Raw genomic sequence first — 15891 nt, 5'->3', positions numbered from 1 at the left:
GTTCAGCCGGCGGCGCGGTCGTGCCGGGCGACGCCGCCGAAGGCCCCGAACCGCTCCGGGTGCTCGTCCACGTCCGACGGGGAGTCGGGCCGCCACAGCGGCATGTGCACCACGCCCGGTTCGAGGATCGTCCAGTCGCCGAAGAAGCCGGTGATCTCGGCCCGCGAGCGCAACGTGATCTCCGTGGCGGTACGCGCCGACAGCCGCTGCGCGTCCAGCATCTCCTGCGGCTGGTCCTCGAACGTCGAGTGGGAGATGACCAGGTAGCTGCCGGGCGCGGCGGCGGCACGCAGGGTGGCCAGGATGTCGGCCGGGCGGTCGGCGTCGGGCACGAAGTGCACCACGCCGGCGAGCAGGATGCCCAGCGGCCGGTCGAAGTCGATCAGGCCGCTGGCGGCGGCGTGGTCCAGGATCAGCTTCGGCTCGCGCAGGTCGGCCAGGACCGCCGTGGCCCGGTCGTTGCCGGCGAGCAGTTCGTGGCTGTGCGCCACGGCGACCGGGTCGATGTCGACGTACACGATCCGGGCGTCCGGGTCGGCCGCCTGGGCGACCTCGTGCACGTTGCCGACGGTGGGGATGCCGGAGCCGATGTCGAGGAACTGGTCGATGCCGGCGTCGAGCAGCACCCGTACGGCCCGGCGCAGGAACTCCCGCCCGGAGCGCATGGTGGCGGCCAGGTTCGGCGTCATGGCCGCGATCTGTTCGGCGAGCTGCCGGTCGATCTCGAAGTTGTGCGCCCCACCGAGGAAGTAGTCGTAGACCCGGGCGGCGCTCGGCCGGCTCAGGTCGATCTCGGTGGGCAGGCTCTCCGGCGTCTGCATCGCTCGGTCCCCCAGGTCGTCGTCCGCCGTCGATGGCGGATCATGTGGTCCAGACCACTCTAGGCCGGTACGGCCGGGTTCGGGAGATCCACTGGAGGCGATGCCGGTGGCCCGGTTCAGTCGGCCGACTCCAGCAGCAGCGAGATGCCCTGGCCGACGCCGATGCACATGGTGGCGAGCGCCCGCCGGCCGCCCCGGCGGCGCAGTTCCAGCGCGGCCGTCAACGCCAGCCGGGCACCGCTGGCCCCGAGCGGGTGACCCAGCGCGATGGCCCCGCCGCCCGGGTTGACGTGCTCGGCGTCCTCCGGCAGGCCCAGCTCGCGCAGCACCGCCACGGACTGCGCGGCGAACGCCTCGTTCAGCTCGATCACGTCCACGTCGGTGAGCGACAGGCTCGTCCGGTCGAGCAGCTTGCGGGTCGCCGGGACCGGGCCGATGCCCATGATCCGTGGCGGTACGCCCGCCGACGCGGCGCCGCGTACCCGGGCCAGCGGGGTGAGGCCGTAGCGTTCGACGGCCGCCGCGGAGGCGACGAGCAGCGCGACGGCGCCGTCGTTGACGCCGGAGGAGTTGCCGGCCGTGACAGTGCCGCCCTCGCGGAACGGGGTGGGCAGCGCGGCGAGCTTCGCAAGCGTCGTCTCGCGCGGGTGCTCGTCGGTCTCGACCAGCTTCGTCTCGCGCTTGCCGGCGGGCACGGTCACCGGGACGATCTCCTCGGCCAGCCGGCCGTCGGCCTGCGCCTCGGCGGCCCGCTGCTGCGACCGGTACGCGAAGGCGTCCTGCGCGGCCCGGTCCACGCCGAACTCGGCTGCCACGTTCTCGGCCGTCTCCGGCATCGAGTCGATGCCCCAGCCCTTGCGCATCAGCGGGTTGACCAGCCGCCAGCCGATCGTGGTGTCGTACACCTCGGCGGTGCGGGCGAACGGCGTGGCCGCCTTCGGCATGACGAACGGCGCGCGGCTCATGCTCTCCACGCCGCCGGCCACCACCAGGTCGGCCTCCCCGGCGACGATCGCGCGGGCGGCGGAGGCGAGCGCGTCCAGGCCGGAGCCGCAGAGCCGGTTGACGGTGCTGCCCGGCACCTCCTCCGGCAGGCCGCCGAGCAGCGCGGCCATCCGGGCCACGTTGCGGTTGTCCTCGCCGGCCTGGTTGGCGCAGCCCAGGATCACGTCGTCGGTGCGGGCCCAGTCGACCGAGGGGTGGCGGGCCACCAGCTCGCGGACGACGTGCGCGGCCAGGTCGTCCGGGCGGACCCCGGCCAGGGCGCCGGCGTACCGGCCGATCGGGGTGCGGACTCCGGCAACGAGATAGGCCACTGTCATCGCGCGTACGTCCTTCGGGGGTGGGAAGGGGTCGGTGGGGGTACCCGGCGCCAGGATATCCGTGACCGGAGCGGATAGGTTTGCCGCATGTCCGGGGCTCAGTTCAGCGCAGAGACCAGCGGTGGCGGCGCGTTCGTCCGCCAGCCCAACCGGTTCACCGGCCGGGTCACCCCGCACTCCACGTCACCCGAGGGCGGCGGGCCGGACGAGGCGGGACGCTGGCCGCTGGAGGCGGGCCGCTACCGGCTGATCTGGTGCCGGGCCTGCCCGTGGGCGCACCGGGCCCGGATCGTGCGCGGCCTGCTCGGGCTGGACGAGGTGATCTCGCTGGGCACCGTCGACCCGATCCGGGACGAGCGGGGCTGGCGGTTCGCGCTCGACCCGGACGGCTTCGACCCGGTGCTCGGCATCGGCTTCCTGTCCGAGGCGTACCTGTCCACCGACAGGGACTACACCGGCCGGGTGACGGTGCCGGCGCTCGTGGACACGCTCACCGGACGGGTCGTGACGAACGACTATCCGCAGCTCACGCTGGACTTCTCGACCGAGTGGCGGCGGTTCCACGCGCCGGACGCACCGGATCTCTACCCGGTCGAGCTGCGGCCGGAGATGGACGCGCTGATGGCGGAGATCCACCGGGACGTCAACAACGGCGTGTACCGGTGCGGCTTCGCCACCTCGCAGGAGGCGTACGACGAGGCGTTCACCGCGCTGTTCGCCCGCCTGGACGCGCTGAGCGAGCGGCTGTCCGGCCGGCGCTACCTGATGGGCGACGCGATCACCGAGGCGGACGTGCGCCTGTTCACCACGCTGGTGCGCTTCGACGTGGCGTACCACGGGCACTTCAAGTGCAACGAGCGCAAGCTCACCGAGATGCCGGTGCTGTGGGCGTACGCGCGGGACCTGTTCCAGACGCCCGGCTTCGGCGAGACGGTGGACTTCGACCACATCAAGCGGCACTACTACGCCACCCACGACATGATCAACCCGACCCGGATCGTGCCGCTCGGCCCCGACCTGTCCGGCTGGACCACCCCGCACGGACGTGGCTGAGGACACGGCCCGCCGGATCGCCGCCGCGTTCGCCGCCGTCTGCCTGGCCGCCGGCGTGGCAGCGGTGACCGTCGCGGTGATCGCCGGTCCCGGCCCGGGCCCCATCGCGTACGTGAGTGAGGCGGGCATCACCGACAGCGGGTACGCCGGGGCGTACCGGATCGGGATCTTCTCGGTGGCCGCGTCGCTGCTGCTGCTCGCCGGGGCGCTGCCACCGGGGGTGCGCGCGGCGGCCGGGCTGCTCGGCGTCGGCGCGGTCGCCACGGTGCTCTCCGGCGCTGTCACGTGCAGCGAGGGCTGCCCGCTGCCGCCGTTCGAGGCGACAACGGTGGCTGACCTGGTGCACGGCGGGGCCAGCATCGCGGCGACCGCCGCTGTGGTGCTCGCCATGCTGGTGCTGCTGTTCTCCCCGGCGGCGGACCGGGGGCTGCGGCGGATCGCCGCGATCGGCGCGGCGCTGGCGCTGCCGGTGGCCGCCGTAGTCGCGGCGGCGCTGCTGCTGGTCGGGCGCAGCGCGCTGCTCGGGGTGTCGGAGCGGGTGCTGCTGGTCGTGGTGGCGGCCTGGGGACTGGCCACCTCCGGCTACCTGGCTGTAAGGAGCCTCACCGGCGACGGTCCTTCCGTTCGGACGCCGGACGGGAGTAACGTGTCGCGACGATGACCAATGTCTGGTGCCTCACCGAGCGCCTGTACGTCGATCTGCGACGGCAGGCCAGCGGCGTCTGTCCGGCGTAGCTCCACGCCCCCGACGCCCGCCTTCCCTCTCCAGACCCTGGATCCGTCCCCATGACTTCCGCCCTGCGCAGAATTCCCTTCTCCGTCCAGATCCTGCTCGGCCTCGTGCTCGGCGTGGCGCTCGGTTTCCTCGCCCGCGCCGCCGACCTCGCCTGGCTCACCAGCACGCTCGACACCGTCGGCGGCCTCTTCGTCCAGCTGCTCAAGCTCGCCGTGCCGCCGCTTGTCTTCACCGCCATCGTGGTCAGTGTGGTGAGCCTGCGCGGCGTCGCCAACGCCGCCCGGCTCGCCGTCAAGACGCTGCTCTGGTTCGCCGTCACCGCGCTCATCGCGGTGAGCATCGGCATCGGCATCGGCCTGCTCACCGACCCTGGCCGGGGCGTCAACCTGGACCCGGCCGGCGCCACCGCGCCGAAGACCACCGGCTCCTGGATCGACTTCCTCACCGGCATCGTGCCGACCAACCCGGTCGGCGCGTTCGTCGAGGGCAACGTCCTCCAGATCGTCTTCCTCGCCCTGGTGGTGGGCGCCGCCGCGCTGCTGGTCGGCGACGCCGCCGAGCCGTTCGTGTCGCTCAACCGCTCGCTGCTGTCGATCGTGCAGAAGGCGCTCTGGTGGGTCATCCGGCTCGCCCCGATCGGCACGCTCGGCCTGATCGGCAACGCCGTCGCCTCGTACGGCTGGGATCTGCTCGCCCCGCTCGCGAAGTTCACCACCGCCGTCTACGTCGGCTGCGCGCTGGTGCTGTTCGTGGTCTACCCGGTGCTGCTGGCGGTGGCCGGCAAGCTCAACCCGCTGCGCTTCTTCGCCGGCGCCTGGCCCGCCATCGAGCTGGCGTTCGTCTCCCGCTCCTCGGTGGGCACCATGCCGGTGACCCAGCGCTCGGTCGAGCGCCTCGGCGTCCCCCGCGAGTACGCCTCCTTCGCCGTGCCGTTCGGCGCCACCACGAAGATGGACGGCTGCGCCGCCATCTACCCGGCGCTCGCCGCGATCTTCGTGGCGCAGGTCTTCGGCGTGAACCTGGGCGTCACCGACTACCTGCTGATCGCGTTCGTCTCGGTGGTCGGCTCGGCCGCCACCGCCGGCCTGACCGGCGCGATCGTCATGCTGACGCTGACCCTGAGCACGCTGGGCCTGCCGCTGGCCGGGGCCGGCCTGCTGCTGGCCATCGACCCGATCCTGGACATGATCCGTACCGCCACGAACGTGGCCGGGCAAGCAGTGGTGCCGACCATCGTGGCCGCCCGGGAGGGCACGCTCGACCGGGCCGCGTACGACTCGGCCGGCAAGCGCGACCTGATCGAGCCGGTCGAGACCGAGCGGCTCGACCCCGTACCCGCCTGATCCACACCCCGACGGGTGCGTCCCTCGAAACCGGGACGCACCCGAAGTCATGACCGGAGGATCCTCGCCAATGAGCGCTCTGTTCACCCCGCTCGCCCTGCGCGGCGTCACGCTGCCCAACCGGATCGCGCTGGCGCCCATGTGCCAGTACAGCGCCGGGCCGGACGGCCTGCCCACCGACTGGCACCGGGTCCACCTCGGCTCCCGCGCGGTCGGCGGGGCCGGGCTCGTCATCACCGAGGCGACGGCAGTGGTGCCCGAGGGCCGGATCAGCCCGCAGGACACCGGGCTCTGGTCCGGCGCGCACGTCGACGCGTGGCGGCCGATCACGGCGTTCGTCGCCGGTCAGGGTGCGGTCCCGGCCGTACAGCTCGCGCACGCCGGGTTCAAGGCGTCCACGTACCGGCCGTGGGCACCGGCGCGCGGCGGCGTGCCGGACGCCGAGGGCGGCTGGACCCCGGTCGGCCCGGGCGACCAGCCGTTCGTACCGGAGTACCGCACGCCGACCGCGCTGGACGAGTCGGGCATCGCCGCGGTGGTGGACGCCTTCGCCACCGCCGCCGGGCGGGCGCTCGACGCCGGGTTCGCCGCCGTGGAGATCCACGCCGCGCACGGCTACCTGCTGCACGAGTTCCTGTCCCCGCTCACCAACCGGCGCACCGACGGCTGGGGCGGCGACCGGGCCGCCCGGATGCGGCTCACCCTGGAGGTGGCCCGCGCGGTACGCGCCGCCGTCGGCGAATCGGTGCCGGTGCTCACCCGGATCTCCGCCACCGACTGGACCGACGACGGCTGGACCATCGACGACAGCGTGGTGCTCGCCGGGGAACTGGCCGCCGCCGGTGTGGACCTGGTCGACACGTCCTCGGGCGGCGCGGCGGTCCAGGCGTCCATCCCGGTCGGACCCGGCTACCAGGTGCCGCTCGCCGCCCGCATCCGCCGCGACGCCGGGGTGCCGACCGGCGCCGTGGGCCTGATCGTCGAGCCCGAGCAGGCCGAACAGATCGTGGCCGGCGGTGAGGCGGACCTTGTGCTGCTGGGCCGCGAACTGCTGCGCGACCCGTATTGGCCGCACCGCGCCGCCGCCAAGCTCGGCGCCGCCCCCACATGGCCCGACCAGTACACCCGCGCCCTCTGACCCGCCTCCCCGCCCTTGCGCGTCGATCATGAAGTTGGCGGCGAACGGCGTCCGATTTGTCGCCGCCAACTTCATGATCAGCAGGGCGCGGGAACTCCCGGCGGTCAGCCGGCCAGGTGGTTCCAGCGGGGTTCCAGGTCGGTCCAGGTGCCCTGGTCGGCCACGGTGCCGTCGATCAGCACCACCACGTGGTCGGCCCGGACCAGCGCGGCCCGCTTCGCGGTCGAGCCGACCACAGTCACCCCGTGCTCCCGCAGCGCCGCCCACAGCGCCAGCTCCGTGCTCACGTCCAGCGCCGACGACACGTCGTCGGCCACCAGCAGCTCGGTACGCGGGGCGAGCGCCCGGGCCAGTGCCAGCCGCTGGAGCTGACCGCCGGACAGCCGGGTGCCCTTGTGCCCGATCAGCAGCCCGAGCCCGCCCCCGGCGGCGGCCAGGTCGTGTTCGAGCTGGGCGGTGGTGACCGCCCCGGCGGCATCCACCTGGTGGCCGAGCGCGATGTTGTCGGCCACCGTGCCGGAGAGCACCCGGGGAAGCTGACCCACGTACCCGACCTGGTTGGGGCGCAGGAACATCTCCGGCTCGGTGACCGGGTCGCCGTTCCAGCGCAGCTCGCCGACGTGGTGCACGATCCCGGCGAGCGCGCGCAGCAGCGACGACTTGCCGGACCCGACCGGACCGACGACGAGCACCAGCTGCCCGCGCTCGACCACCAGGTCGACGTCGCGGACGGCGAGCGTGCCGTCGGAGTGCAGCGCACCGAAGCCGGCCAGCTCCAGGCGGCGCAGCGGGTGCCGGGGCGGCGGCTCGGGCGCGGGCGCGGTGCCGGCGACCAGGTCCAGGCCGGGCACCGGCGCCGCGTACACGGCCTCGCCGGTCATCGCCACCGTCCGCTTCGTCCACACCCGCGCCGACGGGTACTGCGACACCAGCGACGCGGTGGTCCACGCGAACCACCGGGCCGCGCCCAGCGTGGACACGGCCACCAGCGTGGCACCCGCCGACAGCTCACCGGCCAGGTAGAGCGCCCACGCGCCGATCGGCAGCAGGCCGCTGGCGACCGACGGGGTGGACCGGGCCCACACCTGCATCGCGATCTCGCGCCGCTGCCGCTCGCTGCGAACCTCGTCCAGCCGGGCGAGGTGGCGCAGCACCGGGCGGGTGGCGCCGGCCAGCTTCACCGTACGGGCGGCGGACAACGCGGAGACCAGCGCGGTGGCGAACGCGGCGCGCGCCTTCACCGTGCCGGCGGCGGTGCGTTCCAGCCGCGGCCCGAACAGCGTCGCCGCCAGGCCGGACACCACCATCGTGCCGACGAAGAACATCGCCGGTACGAGACTGCCCGTCACCAGCGTCATGGCGACCACGATGACCAGCGAGATGAACTGGTCCATCAGGTTGTCGGCCAGGTGCACCACGCGGTCCGTGTCGCCGCCCTGGGCCACCACCTCGGCCGGGGTGTGCCCGCTGACCCGGCGCGCGCCGGTCTGCCCGTGCACCAGCCGGGCGCTGATCCGCAGCATCTGCCGGATCCACCACTGCGGGAACCACAGGTTGGTCAGGTACGGCAGCGGCAGCACCACGAGCAGCGCGGCCACGATGCCCAGCGCGGGCAGCCACGGGTCGCCGCCGCCGACCAGGTCGGCCCAGAGCCAGGGCAGCACCGCGCCGTCCAGGCCGAGCACCGTCATCACGACGAACAGGCCGACCGAGAGCAGGCCGTACCGAGTGTCGTTGGTGCCCAGCCGGAAGATCTCCCGCATGGTCCGCGCGGGCGGCAAGGGCGGCGCGGGTGGCGGGTCGGCGCGCGGCACGGCGGCCGGCCGGGTCGCGGGCGCGGCAGGCGTGGCGGGCGCGTCGTCCCAGGCGGGCGCGTCGAGCAGGTCCACGCCGCCGCCCCGGGCGCCCACCCCGGCGTACGCCCCGGCGTGGCTGGTGGCGAGCAGCTCGGCGAAGCGGGCCGACTCGCGCAGCGGGCCGGCCTCCAGCACCGCGCCGTCGGCCATCACGACCACCTCGTCGCAGCGGCGCACCGAGGAGAGCCGGTGCGCGATGACGATGCCGATCCGGTCGGTGAGCAGCCGTTCGGTGGCCTCGCGTACCCGGTTCTCGGTGACCGGGTCGAGCCGCGCGGTGGCCTCGTCGAGGATCACCACGTGCGGGTCGCGGACCAGGATGCGGGCGAACGCGACGAGTTGTTCCTGCCCGGCGGAGAGCACGTAGCCGCCGTCGCCGAGCCGGGTGTGCACGCCGTCGGGCAGCTCGGCGATCCAGCCGGCCAGTCCCAGCTCGGCCAGCGCCCGCTCGGCGGCGTCCAGCAGCTCCGGGTCGAACAGCGCCACGTTCTCGGCGAGCGTGCCGGCCAGGATCTCGGTGCGCTGCGGCACCACGGCGATCCACCGGCGCAGTTCCTCCACGTCCAGGTCGACCAGGTCGGTGCCGCCGAGGAACACCGTGCCGCGCGGCACGTCGACCGCCCGGGTGAGCACCTTGGCCAGCGTCGACTTGCCCGAGCCGGTCCGCCCGACGAGCGCGTACGAGCGCCCGCGGACGAAGTCGAGGTGCACGTCGCGCAGCGCCGGACCGCGGTCGTCCCCGCCGGCCGGGTAGCGGTAGGTGAGCCCGCGCACGGTCAGGTCGCCGTCGACCGGGGCGTCGCCGCCGTCCGGCTCCTGCGGCGACCCGGCGAGCAGCTGCACCCGGCCCCAGGCGCCGAACGCCTGTTGCAGGTGCGGCACCCAGCGGGCGATCTGCTCGACGGTCGCGCCGAACGCGACGACCAGCAGCCAGATCGCGGTGAGCCGCGCGGCGTCCACCCGGCCGGTGGCCAGCGCCCACGCGCCGCCCAGCACCACGCCCGCGACGCCGAGCCCGACCGCGCCGGCGGCGATCGCGGTGACCCGCGCGGAGAGCCGGAACACCCGGACGCACCGGGCGATCACCTCGGCCGCGCGGCGCGCGTAGAGACGCAGCACGTACGGCCGGGCGAGGCTGGTGCGCACGTCGTCCTGCCCGTGCACCGCCTCCTCCATCACGGCGGCGAGGTCGGACCACGCCTCCTCCTCGGCCATCCGGGCCGGGGCGATCCGGGCGGTCGGGCGGCGCAGCGTCACCGCGAGCAGGGAGGTGAGCACGATCATGCCGACACCGGCGGGCCACCAGACGATCAGCGCGCTCACCGTCGCGAGGACGCAGACCGCGAGACCCTGCGCCAGCCGTACGCCGGTGTTCCGCATCTCGGCGGCGACCTGGTAGACGTCGTTGTCGATCCGGTCGAGCAGTTCGCCGACCGGTGTGGTCTCCAGGGTGGGCAGGTCCTGGCCGAGCGCGACCCGGCAGAGCCGCCGCCGCACGTCGGCCGACCAGTCGGCGGTGAGCCGCGCCATGATCAGGCCGATCAGCAGGTCGGTGACGACAGCGGCGACGAGCGCCACCGCGAGCGCGACGAACCAGCCGGACGAGCGGTGCACCAGCACCGGACCGGCCAGCGCGGCGGCGGCCGCCTGGCCGGCGGCGCCGAGCACGATCAGCAGCAGGACCGCCGTCATCCGCCGGGGCGCCGTGGCCCAGAGATCTCGGAGCAGGCGCATGGAAGGTCCTCCGGACTCGGCTCGGTGGGGGCGGTGTCCCCAGCCTCGTCCTTACGGTGGCCCGGATTCAACCGAATTACCGGCCCTTGGTCAGGTCCGAGCGACCCGCCGGACGATGCCGAGCAGCGACTCCTGCACCTCGTCGATCGGCCGCTCCGGCGAGAAGACCAACCAGTCCACTGCTACCACCAGCCCGACGCCGAACAGCGCCGAACTGGCGGTACGCACGTCCAGGTCGGCCGGCAGGTCGCCACTGTCCACGCCGGCCTTCACGGTGTCGGCGATCACCGCGATGGCCTCGCCGCGCAGCAGCCGCAGCGTCTGCTGCCACTCCCTGTTGGTCCGCCACATCTCCGAGAGCAGGAGCTGGGCGAAGGCGCGGTAGCGGCGGATGTACTCCAGCTGGGCGCGGACCAGCGCGCCGAGCGCCTCCAGCGGCGGCAGCCCGTCGACGGCGGCCCGGAACTCGGCGGTGAGCAGGCCGATGCCGTGCCGCAGCAGCTCCTCGAACAGGACGGTCTTGGACTCGAAGTTGTAGTAGACGGTCCCCTTCGCCACACCCGCCCGGGCCGCGATGTCGTCCACGGTGGTGGCCGAGAAGCCCTGCTCGGCGATGAGGTCCACCGCCGCCACGAAGAGGCGCTGGCGGGTGTCCTCGCGCCGGCGTGTCCGTCCGTCCGTCACCGGCTCATCCTCACATGGTCAGTTCGGGGTGCAGCTTCGACGGGGTCAGCCGGCGGGACCGGCGGGCCGCACCGACGGTGAGCGCCATCGCGCCCAGCCCGAACGCGAGCAGCACCAGCGCGGCGGTGACCACCGGGGCGGTCGTACCGCCGTTGATGGTGTGCCGCAGGCCGTCCACCACGTACGTCATCGGCAGCCAGGGGTGGATGGCCTGGAAGAAGCCGGGCGAGGTCTGCACCGGGTAGGTGCCGCCGGACGAGGTGAGCTGGAGCATCAGCAGCGCCAGCGCGGCCAGCCGGCCGGCCGGGCCGAGCGCCACGCCGAGCAGTTGCATGATCGCGGTGAACGCCAGCGAGGTGAGTGCGAGCAGCCCGAACGTGGCCGGGCCGTGCCTCGGGTCGAGCCCGAGGCCGAGCGTCACCACCGTGTAGAGCACAGTGACCTGGGCCAGGCCGATGCCGGCGGCCGGGAGCCACCCGGCGAGCACGACCCGCCAGCCGGGCGCGCCGGACATCACGTGCCGGCGGTTGACCGGCCGCAACAGCATGTACGTGATCATCGCGCCGACCCAGAGCGCCAGCGACAGGAAGTACGGGGCGAAGCCCACGCCGTACGAGCCGGCCGGGTTCTGCGAGTCGCGGATCAGGCCGACCGGGTCACCGAGCACGCCGGCGCGAGTGGCCGCGTCGTCGTACCCCGGTAGTTTCCGCTCCCCGGCGGCGAGCCCGTCGGCGAGGTCGCCGGCGCCGCCCTCCAGCCGGGTCAGCCCGTCGACCAGGCGGTTGCTGCCGCTGCCGAGCTGGGCCAGGCCGCCGTCGAGCTGGCGGGCGCCGGTGGCGAGCCGGTAGAGGCCGCCGCGCAGCTCGTTCGCGCCGGTCGACGCGTCGCCCAGCCCGTCGCGGAGCTTGGCGCTGCCCTGGGCCAGCGTGGCGAGCCCACCGGCCAGCTCGTTGACCTTCGCGCGGGCGGACGCGACGTCGTCGGCCAGGTGCGGCGCGGCGGCGGCCACCTCGCGGGCGGTCTTCGACACGTCTGTCATCTGCTTGCGCAGCGTGGCCATGTCGGTCTTGTCCAGCGCGGCCACCACGGAGCGGGCCTGCGTGACGGCCCGGTCGGCGGCCTTGCGGGCGGCGGCGAAGTCGGGGTTGTCGGCCAGCTCGGGGTGTTCCTTCGCGACCGCGTCGAGCCGGTCGCGGATCTCCTCGGCGGTAGCGACCACCTCGGCGGCCCTGCCCGGCAGCGCGTCCAGCCCGGCGGCGAGCTGCTGCGCGCCGTCGGCGACGAGCGTGGCCGCCTTCTCGATCTTGTCGGCGTTGCGGCGCAGCACCGGCTCGTACTTGTCGGCGGCGGCGTTCACGGTGGCCGCGGCGGCCCTGGTCTCGGTGGCGGCGCGGCCGGCGCCGTCGGCGAGCTGGGCGGCGCCGGTCCGCAGCTGGTCGAGGCCCTTGGCGAGCTTGTCCGCGCCCTGGACGGACTGGTTGAGCCCACCGGCGAGCTGCCCGGCGCCGTCCTCGGCGTCACCGAGCCCGTCGGCGATCCTTCCCGCGCCCTGCTGGGAGCTGCCGAGCCCGTCGGCGATCCTCCCGGCGCCGTCGGCGGCGCGTCCGGTCTCGGCCTTGGCGTCGGTGAAGCCGATCAGCATCTTGTCGAAGTACGTGGCGGCGGTGCTCTGCGCGGCGGCGGCCCGGATCTCGCTGAACGCCGACCTGGCGAGCAGGCCGGAGAGGTAGTTGGTGGCGTCGTCGTTGACGACCTTCAGCTCGCCCTGCCGGGCCGGGCGGTCCGGTTCCGGACCGGCGGCGAGCGTGGCGGAGAAGTCCTCCGGGATGGAGAAGACCAGGTGGTAGCGCCCGTCGCGCAGCCCCTTGGTGGCGTCGGCCTGGTCGGTGACGGTCCAGCCGAACACCTTGCGGTCGAGCAGCTTCTCGGTGAGGTCGCGGCCGGCGTGCACCTCGCTGCCGTCACCGGCGGTGGCCGGGCGGTCGGCGTTGACCAGGGCGACCGGGATCCGGTCCATCTTCCCGTAGGGATCCCAGAACGCGTACAGGTAGAGGGCGCCGTAGAGCAGCGGGACGATGGTGAGCACGGCGAGCGCGGCGCGCGGCAGCCGGCCCCGGGTCATCCGGCGCAGCTCGAACAGGGCCAGTCGCAGGACGCTCATGCGGGCACCTCGGCGGGCTCGGTGGGGACGGTCAGGGCGGGGACGGGCGGAGCCGGGTCGCCGATGCGGTGCACGGTGGCGGCCACGCCGGGTTCGACGGCGCGGGCGCTGGCGACCACGGCGTACCCCTGGTCGGCGAGGCGTTCCAGCGCGCCCCACATCCACTCCCGCTCGGCGCGGTCGGCGCCGGCGTCCACGTCGTCGGCGACGATCAGGCTGGGGCCGCCGAGGCTCGCCAGCACCAACCCGAGCACCTGGCGTTCGACCGGGGTGAGGTCGCGGCCGTACCGGTCGGGGTCCAGGGGCGCGTCGGTGAGTCCGGCGCCGGCGATGGCGGCGGCGTAGGCGTCGCGGCGGTAGGACCGGCGGGCCCGGACCGCTGCCACCGGCACGAGGCGGCGCCGGCGACGTGGCACCGGGCCGAGCAACAGCAGGCGTTCGGTGATGTGCTCGGCGACGGTGAGCGTCGGGTCGGGTTCGTGCACGCCGGCCACCTGGCCGAGCGCGGCCGGGCCGCGGCGGCGCAGCTCGCCGTGGTTGTGCGGGAAGCGCCCGGCCAGCGCGAGCAGCAGCGAGGTGCGTCCGCTGCCGGGCGGGCCGGTGACGGCGTGCAGCTCACCGCTCGCGGCGGTGAGGTCGACGTCCCGGTAGACCCAGCCGCGGCGGGTGCGCAGGCCCAGGCCGCTGGCCTCGACGATGTTCATTCCGCTCCCGAATTCCAAACTGACTAGTCAGTATAAAAACATGCCCAGCATAGCGCCGGGTGTCCGGTTCGGGACGTCTGGCGGTAGTGATCCTCAGAACAGCACTGTGGCGAGCGTGCCGACCGGGCGGAAGCCGCAGCGCTCGTAGACCCGGCGGGCGGGCAGGTTGAAGTCGTTGACGTAGAGGCTCACTGTGGGCGCGACCCGTTCCAGCGCGTCGCGGACCACCGCCGCCATAGCGGCGGTGGCGATGCCCCGGCCACGCCACTCGGGCGCCACCCAGACGCCCTGCACCTGCGCGGTCCGGCGGGTCACCACGGCGAGCTCCGCCTTGAAGACCACCCGCCCGTCGACGAAGCGGGCGTAGGCGCGGCCGGCGCGCACCAGCTCGGTCACCCGCCGCCGGTAGCCGCGCCCGCCGTCCTCGGCAAGCGGCGACACCCCGACCTCCTCGGTGTACATCGCCACCGCCGCCGGGAACAGCCGGTCGACCTCGTTGCCGCGCACCCGCCGCACGTGCGGGTCGGGCGCCACGGCGGGCAGCGCGTCCGTCGCCAGCAACGGCTGGTTCGGGCGTACGTCCCGAGCCGGCCCCCAGTGCGCGGAGAGGCGGTCCCAGAGTCCGAGCACCGCGTCGGCCCGGCCCACGATCGAGGAACAGAGCCGCTCTTCGGCGCTCAACTGGTCGGCGAACGCGGTCACCGCCGACTCGGACGCGAGCACCGGGGTCAGGTTGCCGCCCAGCCAGCAGATCGACTCCAGGTGCCGGCGGGAGCCGTACCCGAGGATGCGCGCCTCGGCCCGCCACCAGGCCAGACCGCGTGCCGCCACCCGCTCGGCGACCTGCGCGCCGGCGTACGGGTCGAGGTCGAGCAGCCGCTCGACCGCGCGGCGCTCCGACTCCCCGAGTTGGCGTACCGGCACCGTGAGCACGGCTACCAGCCTGCCAGATCCACCCCGGCGTGCGCGGGCCGACCGGGCACCTGCCGCACGGCGCTCAGCCGGCCGGCGCCGGCACCGGTTCGGGTGCGGGCGGCCGGGTCCGGGCGGCCCATCGCACCACAGGCGGCACCATTGCGCCGAGCAGCAGGAACACCACGCCGAGCACCAGCCAGCCGGGCACGCCCCAGCCGATCGCGAGCGTGGTCACGACCACCGGGGCGACCATCGAGCCGAGTTGCATGCCCATCCCGTACGCGCCCTGGTACTGCCCGTGCGCGTGCGCCGGGGCCAGGCCGAAGGAGATGCCCCAGCCGGCCGCCGCGTGCCACAGCTCCCCCACGACGTGCACCAGCGCACCGGCCAGCAGCAGGGGCACCGCCACCGCGACCGGCACGCCGCCACCTGCGGCGAACAGCGCGCAGGCGACAGCGAGCAGGACACCGGCCCGGCGGGCGGCCCGGCCCGCGCCGGTCAGGTCCTCGGTGCCCCGCGAGGCGCGGACCTGGAACAGGATCACCACCACGGTGTTGACGAGCAGGCAGACGGAGATCAGCCAGTTCGGCGCTGTGGTGTGCCCGGCGATCCACAGCGGCAGCGCGATGTTGATCAGCGAGAAGTGCATGGACATGAGCCCGTCCAGGACGGTGAAGGCGAGGAACGGGCGGTCCCGCAGCGCGATCAGCCGCGGCCCGTGCGCCGGGGCGGGCATCGGCGGCACCGGCGGGAGCCGCAGCAGCACCGCCGCCGCCAGCACGTACGTGGCGGCGTCGAGCAGGATCAGCGTGACGTACGCGCCGCGGGTGTCGGCGGCGAGCGCGAACCCGGCCAGCACCGTGCCCACCGAGATCCCGACGTTGGTGACAGCGCGCAGGTAGGCGCGGGTACGGACCCGCTGGTCGGGCGGGACGGCGCCGGCGATCAGCGCACCGCGGGCGCCCCGGGTGCCCGCGTCGGCGACCGCCATCAGCACGCCGACGGCCAGGAAGCCGGTGAACGAGCGCACCGTGACCAGCGCGGCCGTGCACCCGGCCGAGGCGAGCAACGCGGCCATCTGGAGCCCGCGCGGGCCGAGGCGGTCGGCGAGGTAGCCCATCGGCGTGCTCGCCACCAGGCTGACCAGCGCGGTGAGCGTGAGCGCCACACCGACCTGGGTCACCGAGAGCCCGACCGACCGGGTGAGGAACAGCGCGCTGGCGGTGAGCCAGGTGCCCCGCCCGACGGTGTTGACGAGCGTGGAGAGGGCGAGGGTCCGGGACGGGCCCGGTTCGGGAAGCAGGCGCACACCGGCACCCTAACAGTACGTACGTACGGTTTGCAGCCCGGTTTACGTGACGTCTTGTCGGCGATGCATTGCCGATATATCGTTGATGCATCAGTGATACGACGACAGAAGGAGA

General features: G+C 74.1%; 12 protein-coding genes. 4 read left to right on the top strand and 8 right to left on the bottom strand.

The features are described from left to right. Positions 1-2 precede the first annotated feature (2 nt). Positions 3-821 carry an SAM-dependent methyltransferase gene (locus NMK34_RS08435; RefSeq protein WP_121686128.1) on the bottom strand — a complete coding sequence of 273 codons (819 nt, stop codon included), beginning with the start codon at positions 819-821 and terminating at the stop codon, positions 3-5. A 116-nt stretch (positions 822-937) separates the two neighbouring features. After that, positions 938-2143, bottom strand: coding sequence for a 3-oxoadipyl-CoA thiolase (pcaF, locus tag NMK34_RS08430; RefSeq protein ID WP_318332926.1), 1206 nt, complete (start codon positions 2141-2143; stop codon positions 938-940). 87 nt (positions 2144-2230) lie between these two features. On the opposite strand from pcaF, the gene NMK34_RS08425 reads away from it, so the two are divergent. The 4 genes from NMK34_RS08425 to NMK34_RS08410 all read left to right on the top strand — a co-directional run bounded on the left by NMK34_RS08425 (position 2231) and on the right by NMK34_RS08410 (position 6413). Beyond that, positions 2231-3196 carry a glutathione S-transferase family protein gene (locus NMK34_RS08425; protein ID WP_269696300.1) on the top strand — a complete coding sequence of 322 codons (966 nt, stop codon included), beginning with the start codon at positions 2231-2233 and terminating at the stop codon, positions 3194-3196. Continuing rightward, the gene (locus tag NMK34_RS08420) at positions 3189-3857 is read left to right on the top strand and encodes a DUF998 domain-containing protein (protein ID WP_318332925.1); all 669 of its coding nucleotides are present in this window, start codon (positions 3189-3191) and stop codon (positions 3855-3857) included. Before NMK34_RS08425 ends, NMK34_RS08420 begins: the two co-directional genes overlap by 8 nt. 137 nt (positions 3858-3994) lie before the next feature. After that, positions 3995-5275, top strand: coding sequence for a dicarboxylate/amino acid:cation symporter (locus NMK34_RS08415; RefSeq protein WP_318336296.1), 1281 nt, complete (start codon positions 3995-3997; stop codon positions 5273-5275). Positions 5276-5345: 70 nt separating this feature from the next. Next, on the top strand, positions 5346-6413 hold the full coding sequence (locus NMK34_RS08410; protein WP_318332924.1) for an NADH:flavin oxidoreductase/NADH oxidase: 1068 nt from the start codon (positions 5346-5348) through the stop codon (positions 6411-6413). 104 nt (positions 6414-6517) lie between these two features. Here the strand turns inward: NMK34_RS08410 and NMK34_RS08405 are convergent, their stop codons facing one another. The 6 genes from NMK34_RS08405 to NMK34_RS08380 form a co-directional block, all read right to left on the bottom strand. Next, positions 6518-10003, bottom strand: coding sequence for an ABC transporter ATP-binding protein (locus NMK34_RS08405; protein ID WP_318332923.1), 3486 nt, complete (start codon positions 10001-10003; stop codon positions 6518-6520). Between the two features lie 90 nt (positions 10004-10093). Then, positions 10094-10687: a TetR/AcrR family transcriptional regulator gene (locus NMK34_RS08400; protein WP_120571140.1), complete on the bottom strand. Its 594-nt coding sequence runs from the start codon at positions 10685-10687 to the stop codon at positions 10094-10096. Positions 10688-10697: 10 nt separating this feature from the next. Further along, complete coding sequence (locus NMK34_RS08395) at positions 10698-12848, bottom strand: YhgE/Pip domain-containing protein (RefSeq protein ID WP_318332922.1); 2151 nt, start codon at positions 12846-12848, stop codon at positions 10698-10700. After that, positions 12845-13552 carry an ATP-binding cassette domain-containing protein gene (locus NMK34_RS08390; protein WP_318332921.1) on the bottom strand — a complete coding sequence of 236 codons (708 nt, stop codon included), beginning with the start codon at positions 13550-13552 and terminating at the stop codon, positions 12845-12847. Before NMK34_RS08390 ends, NMK34_RS08395 begins: the two co-directional genes overlap by 4 nt. A 93-nt stretch (positions 13553-13645) precedes the next feature. After that, a complete protein-coding gene (locus NMK34_RS08385; RefSeq protein ID WP_194799755.1) occupies positions 13646-14485 on the bottom strand; it encodes a DUF4081 domain-containing GNAT family N-acetyltransferase in 840 nt (279 codons plus the stop codon). A gap of 64 nt (positions 14486-14549) precedes the next feature. Then, positions 14550-15776, bottom strand: a complete 1227-nt coding sequence (locus NMK34_RS08380) for an MFS transporter (protein ID WP_318332920.1) — start codon at positions 15774-15776, stop codon at positions 14550-14552. Positions 15777-15891 lie beyond the last annotated feature (115 nt).

Source organism: Micromonospora sp. BRA006-A, assembly GCF_033433935.1.
In the GTDB taxonomy this organism is placed as follows: Bacteria; Actinomycetota; Actinomycetes; order Mycobacteriales; family Micromonosporaceae; genus Micromonospora; species Micromonospora aurantiaca.
Note: the sequence above shows the minus strand (reverse complement) of the source record. Positions and strands in the feature narration are given on the sequence as shown.

Bases quoted from the DNA above. Each gene is read 5' to 3' on its own strand.
- NMK34_RS08435 (WP_121686128.1), bottom strand. From the start codon at position 821: ATGCAGACGCCGGAGAGCCTGCCCACCGAGATCGACCTGAGCCGGCCG.
- pcaF (WP_318332926.1), bottom strand. From the start codon at position 2,143: ATGACAGTGGCCTATCTCGTTGCCGGAGTCCGCACCCCGATCGGCCGG.
- NMK34_RS08425 (WP_269696300.1), top strand. From the start codon at position 2,231: ATGTCCGGGGCTCAGTTCAGCGCAGAGACCAGCGGTGGCGGCGCGTTC.
- NMK34_RS08410 (WP_318332924.1), top strand. From the start codon at position 5,346: ATGAGCGCTCTGTTCACCCCGCTCGCCCTGCGCGGCGTCACGCTGCCC.
- NMK34_RS08405 (WP_318332923.1), bottom strand. From the start codon at position 10,003: ATGCGCCTGCTCCGAGATCTCTGGGCCACGGCGCCCCGGCGGATGACG.
- NMK34_RS08395 (WP_318332922.1), bottom strand. From the start codon at position 12,848: ATGAGCGTCCTGCGACTGGCCCTGTTCGAGCTGCGCCGGATGACCCGG.
- NMK34_RS08390 (WP_318332921.1), bottom strand. From the start codon at position 13,552: ATGAACATCGTCGAGGCCAGCGGCCTGGGCCTGCGCACCCGCCGCGGC.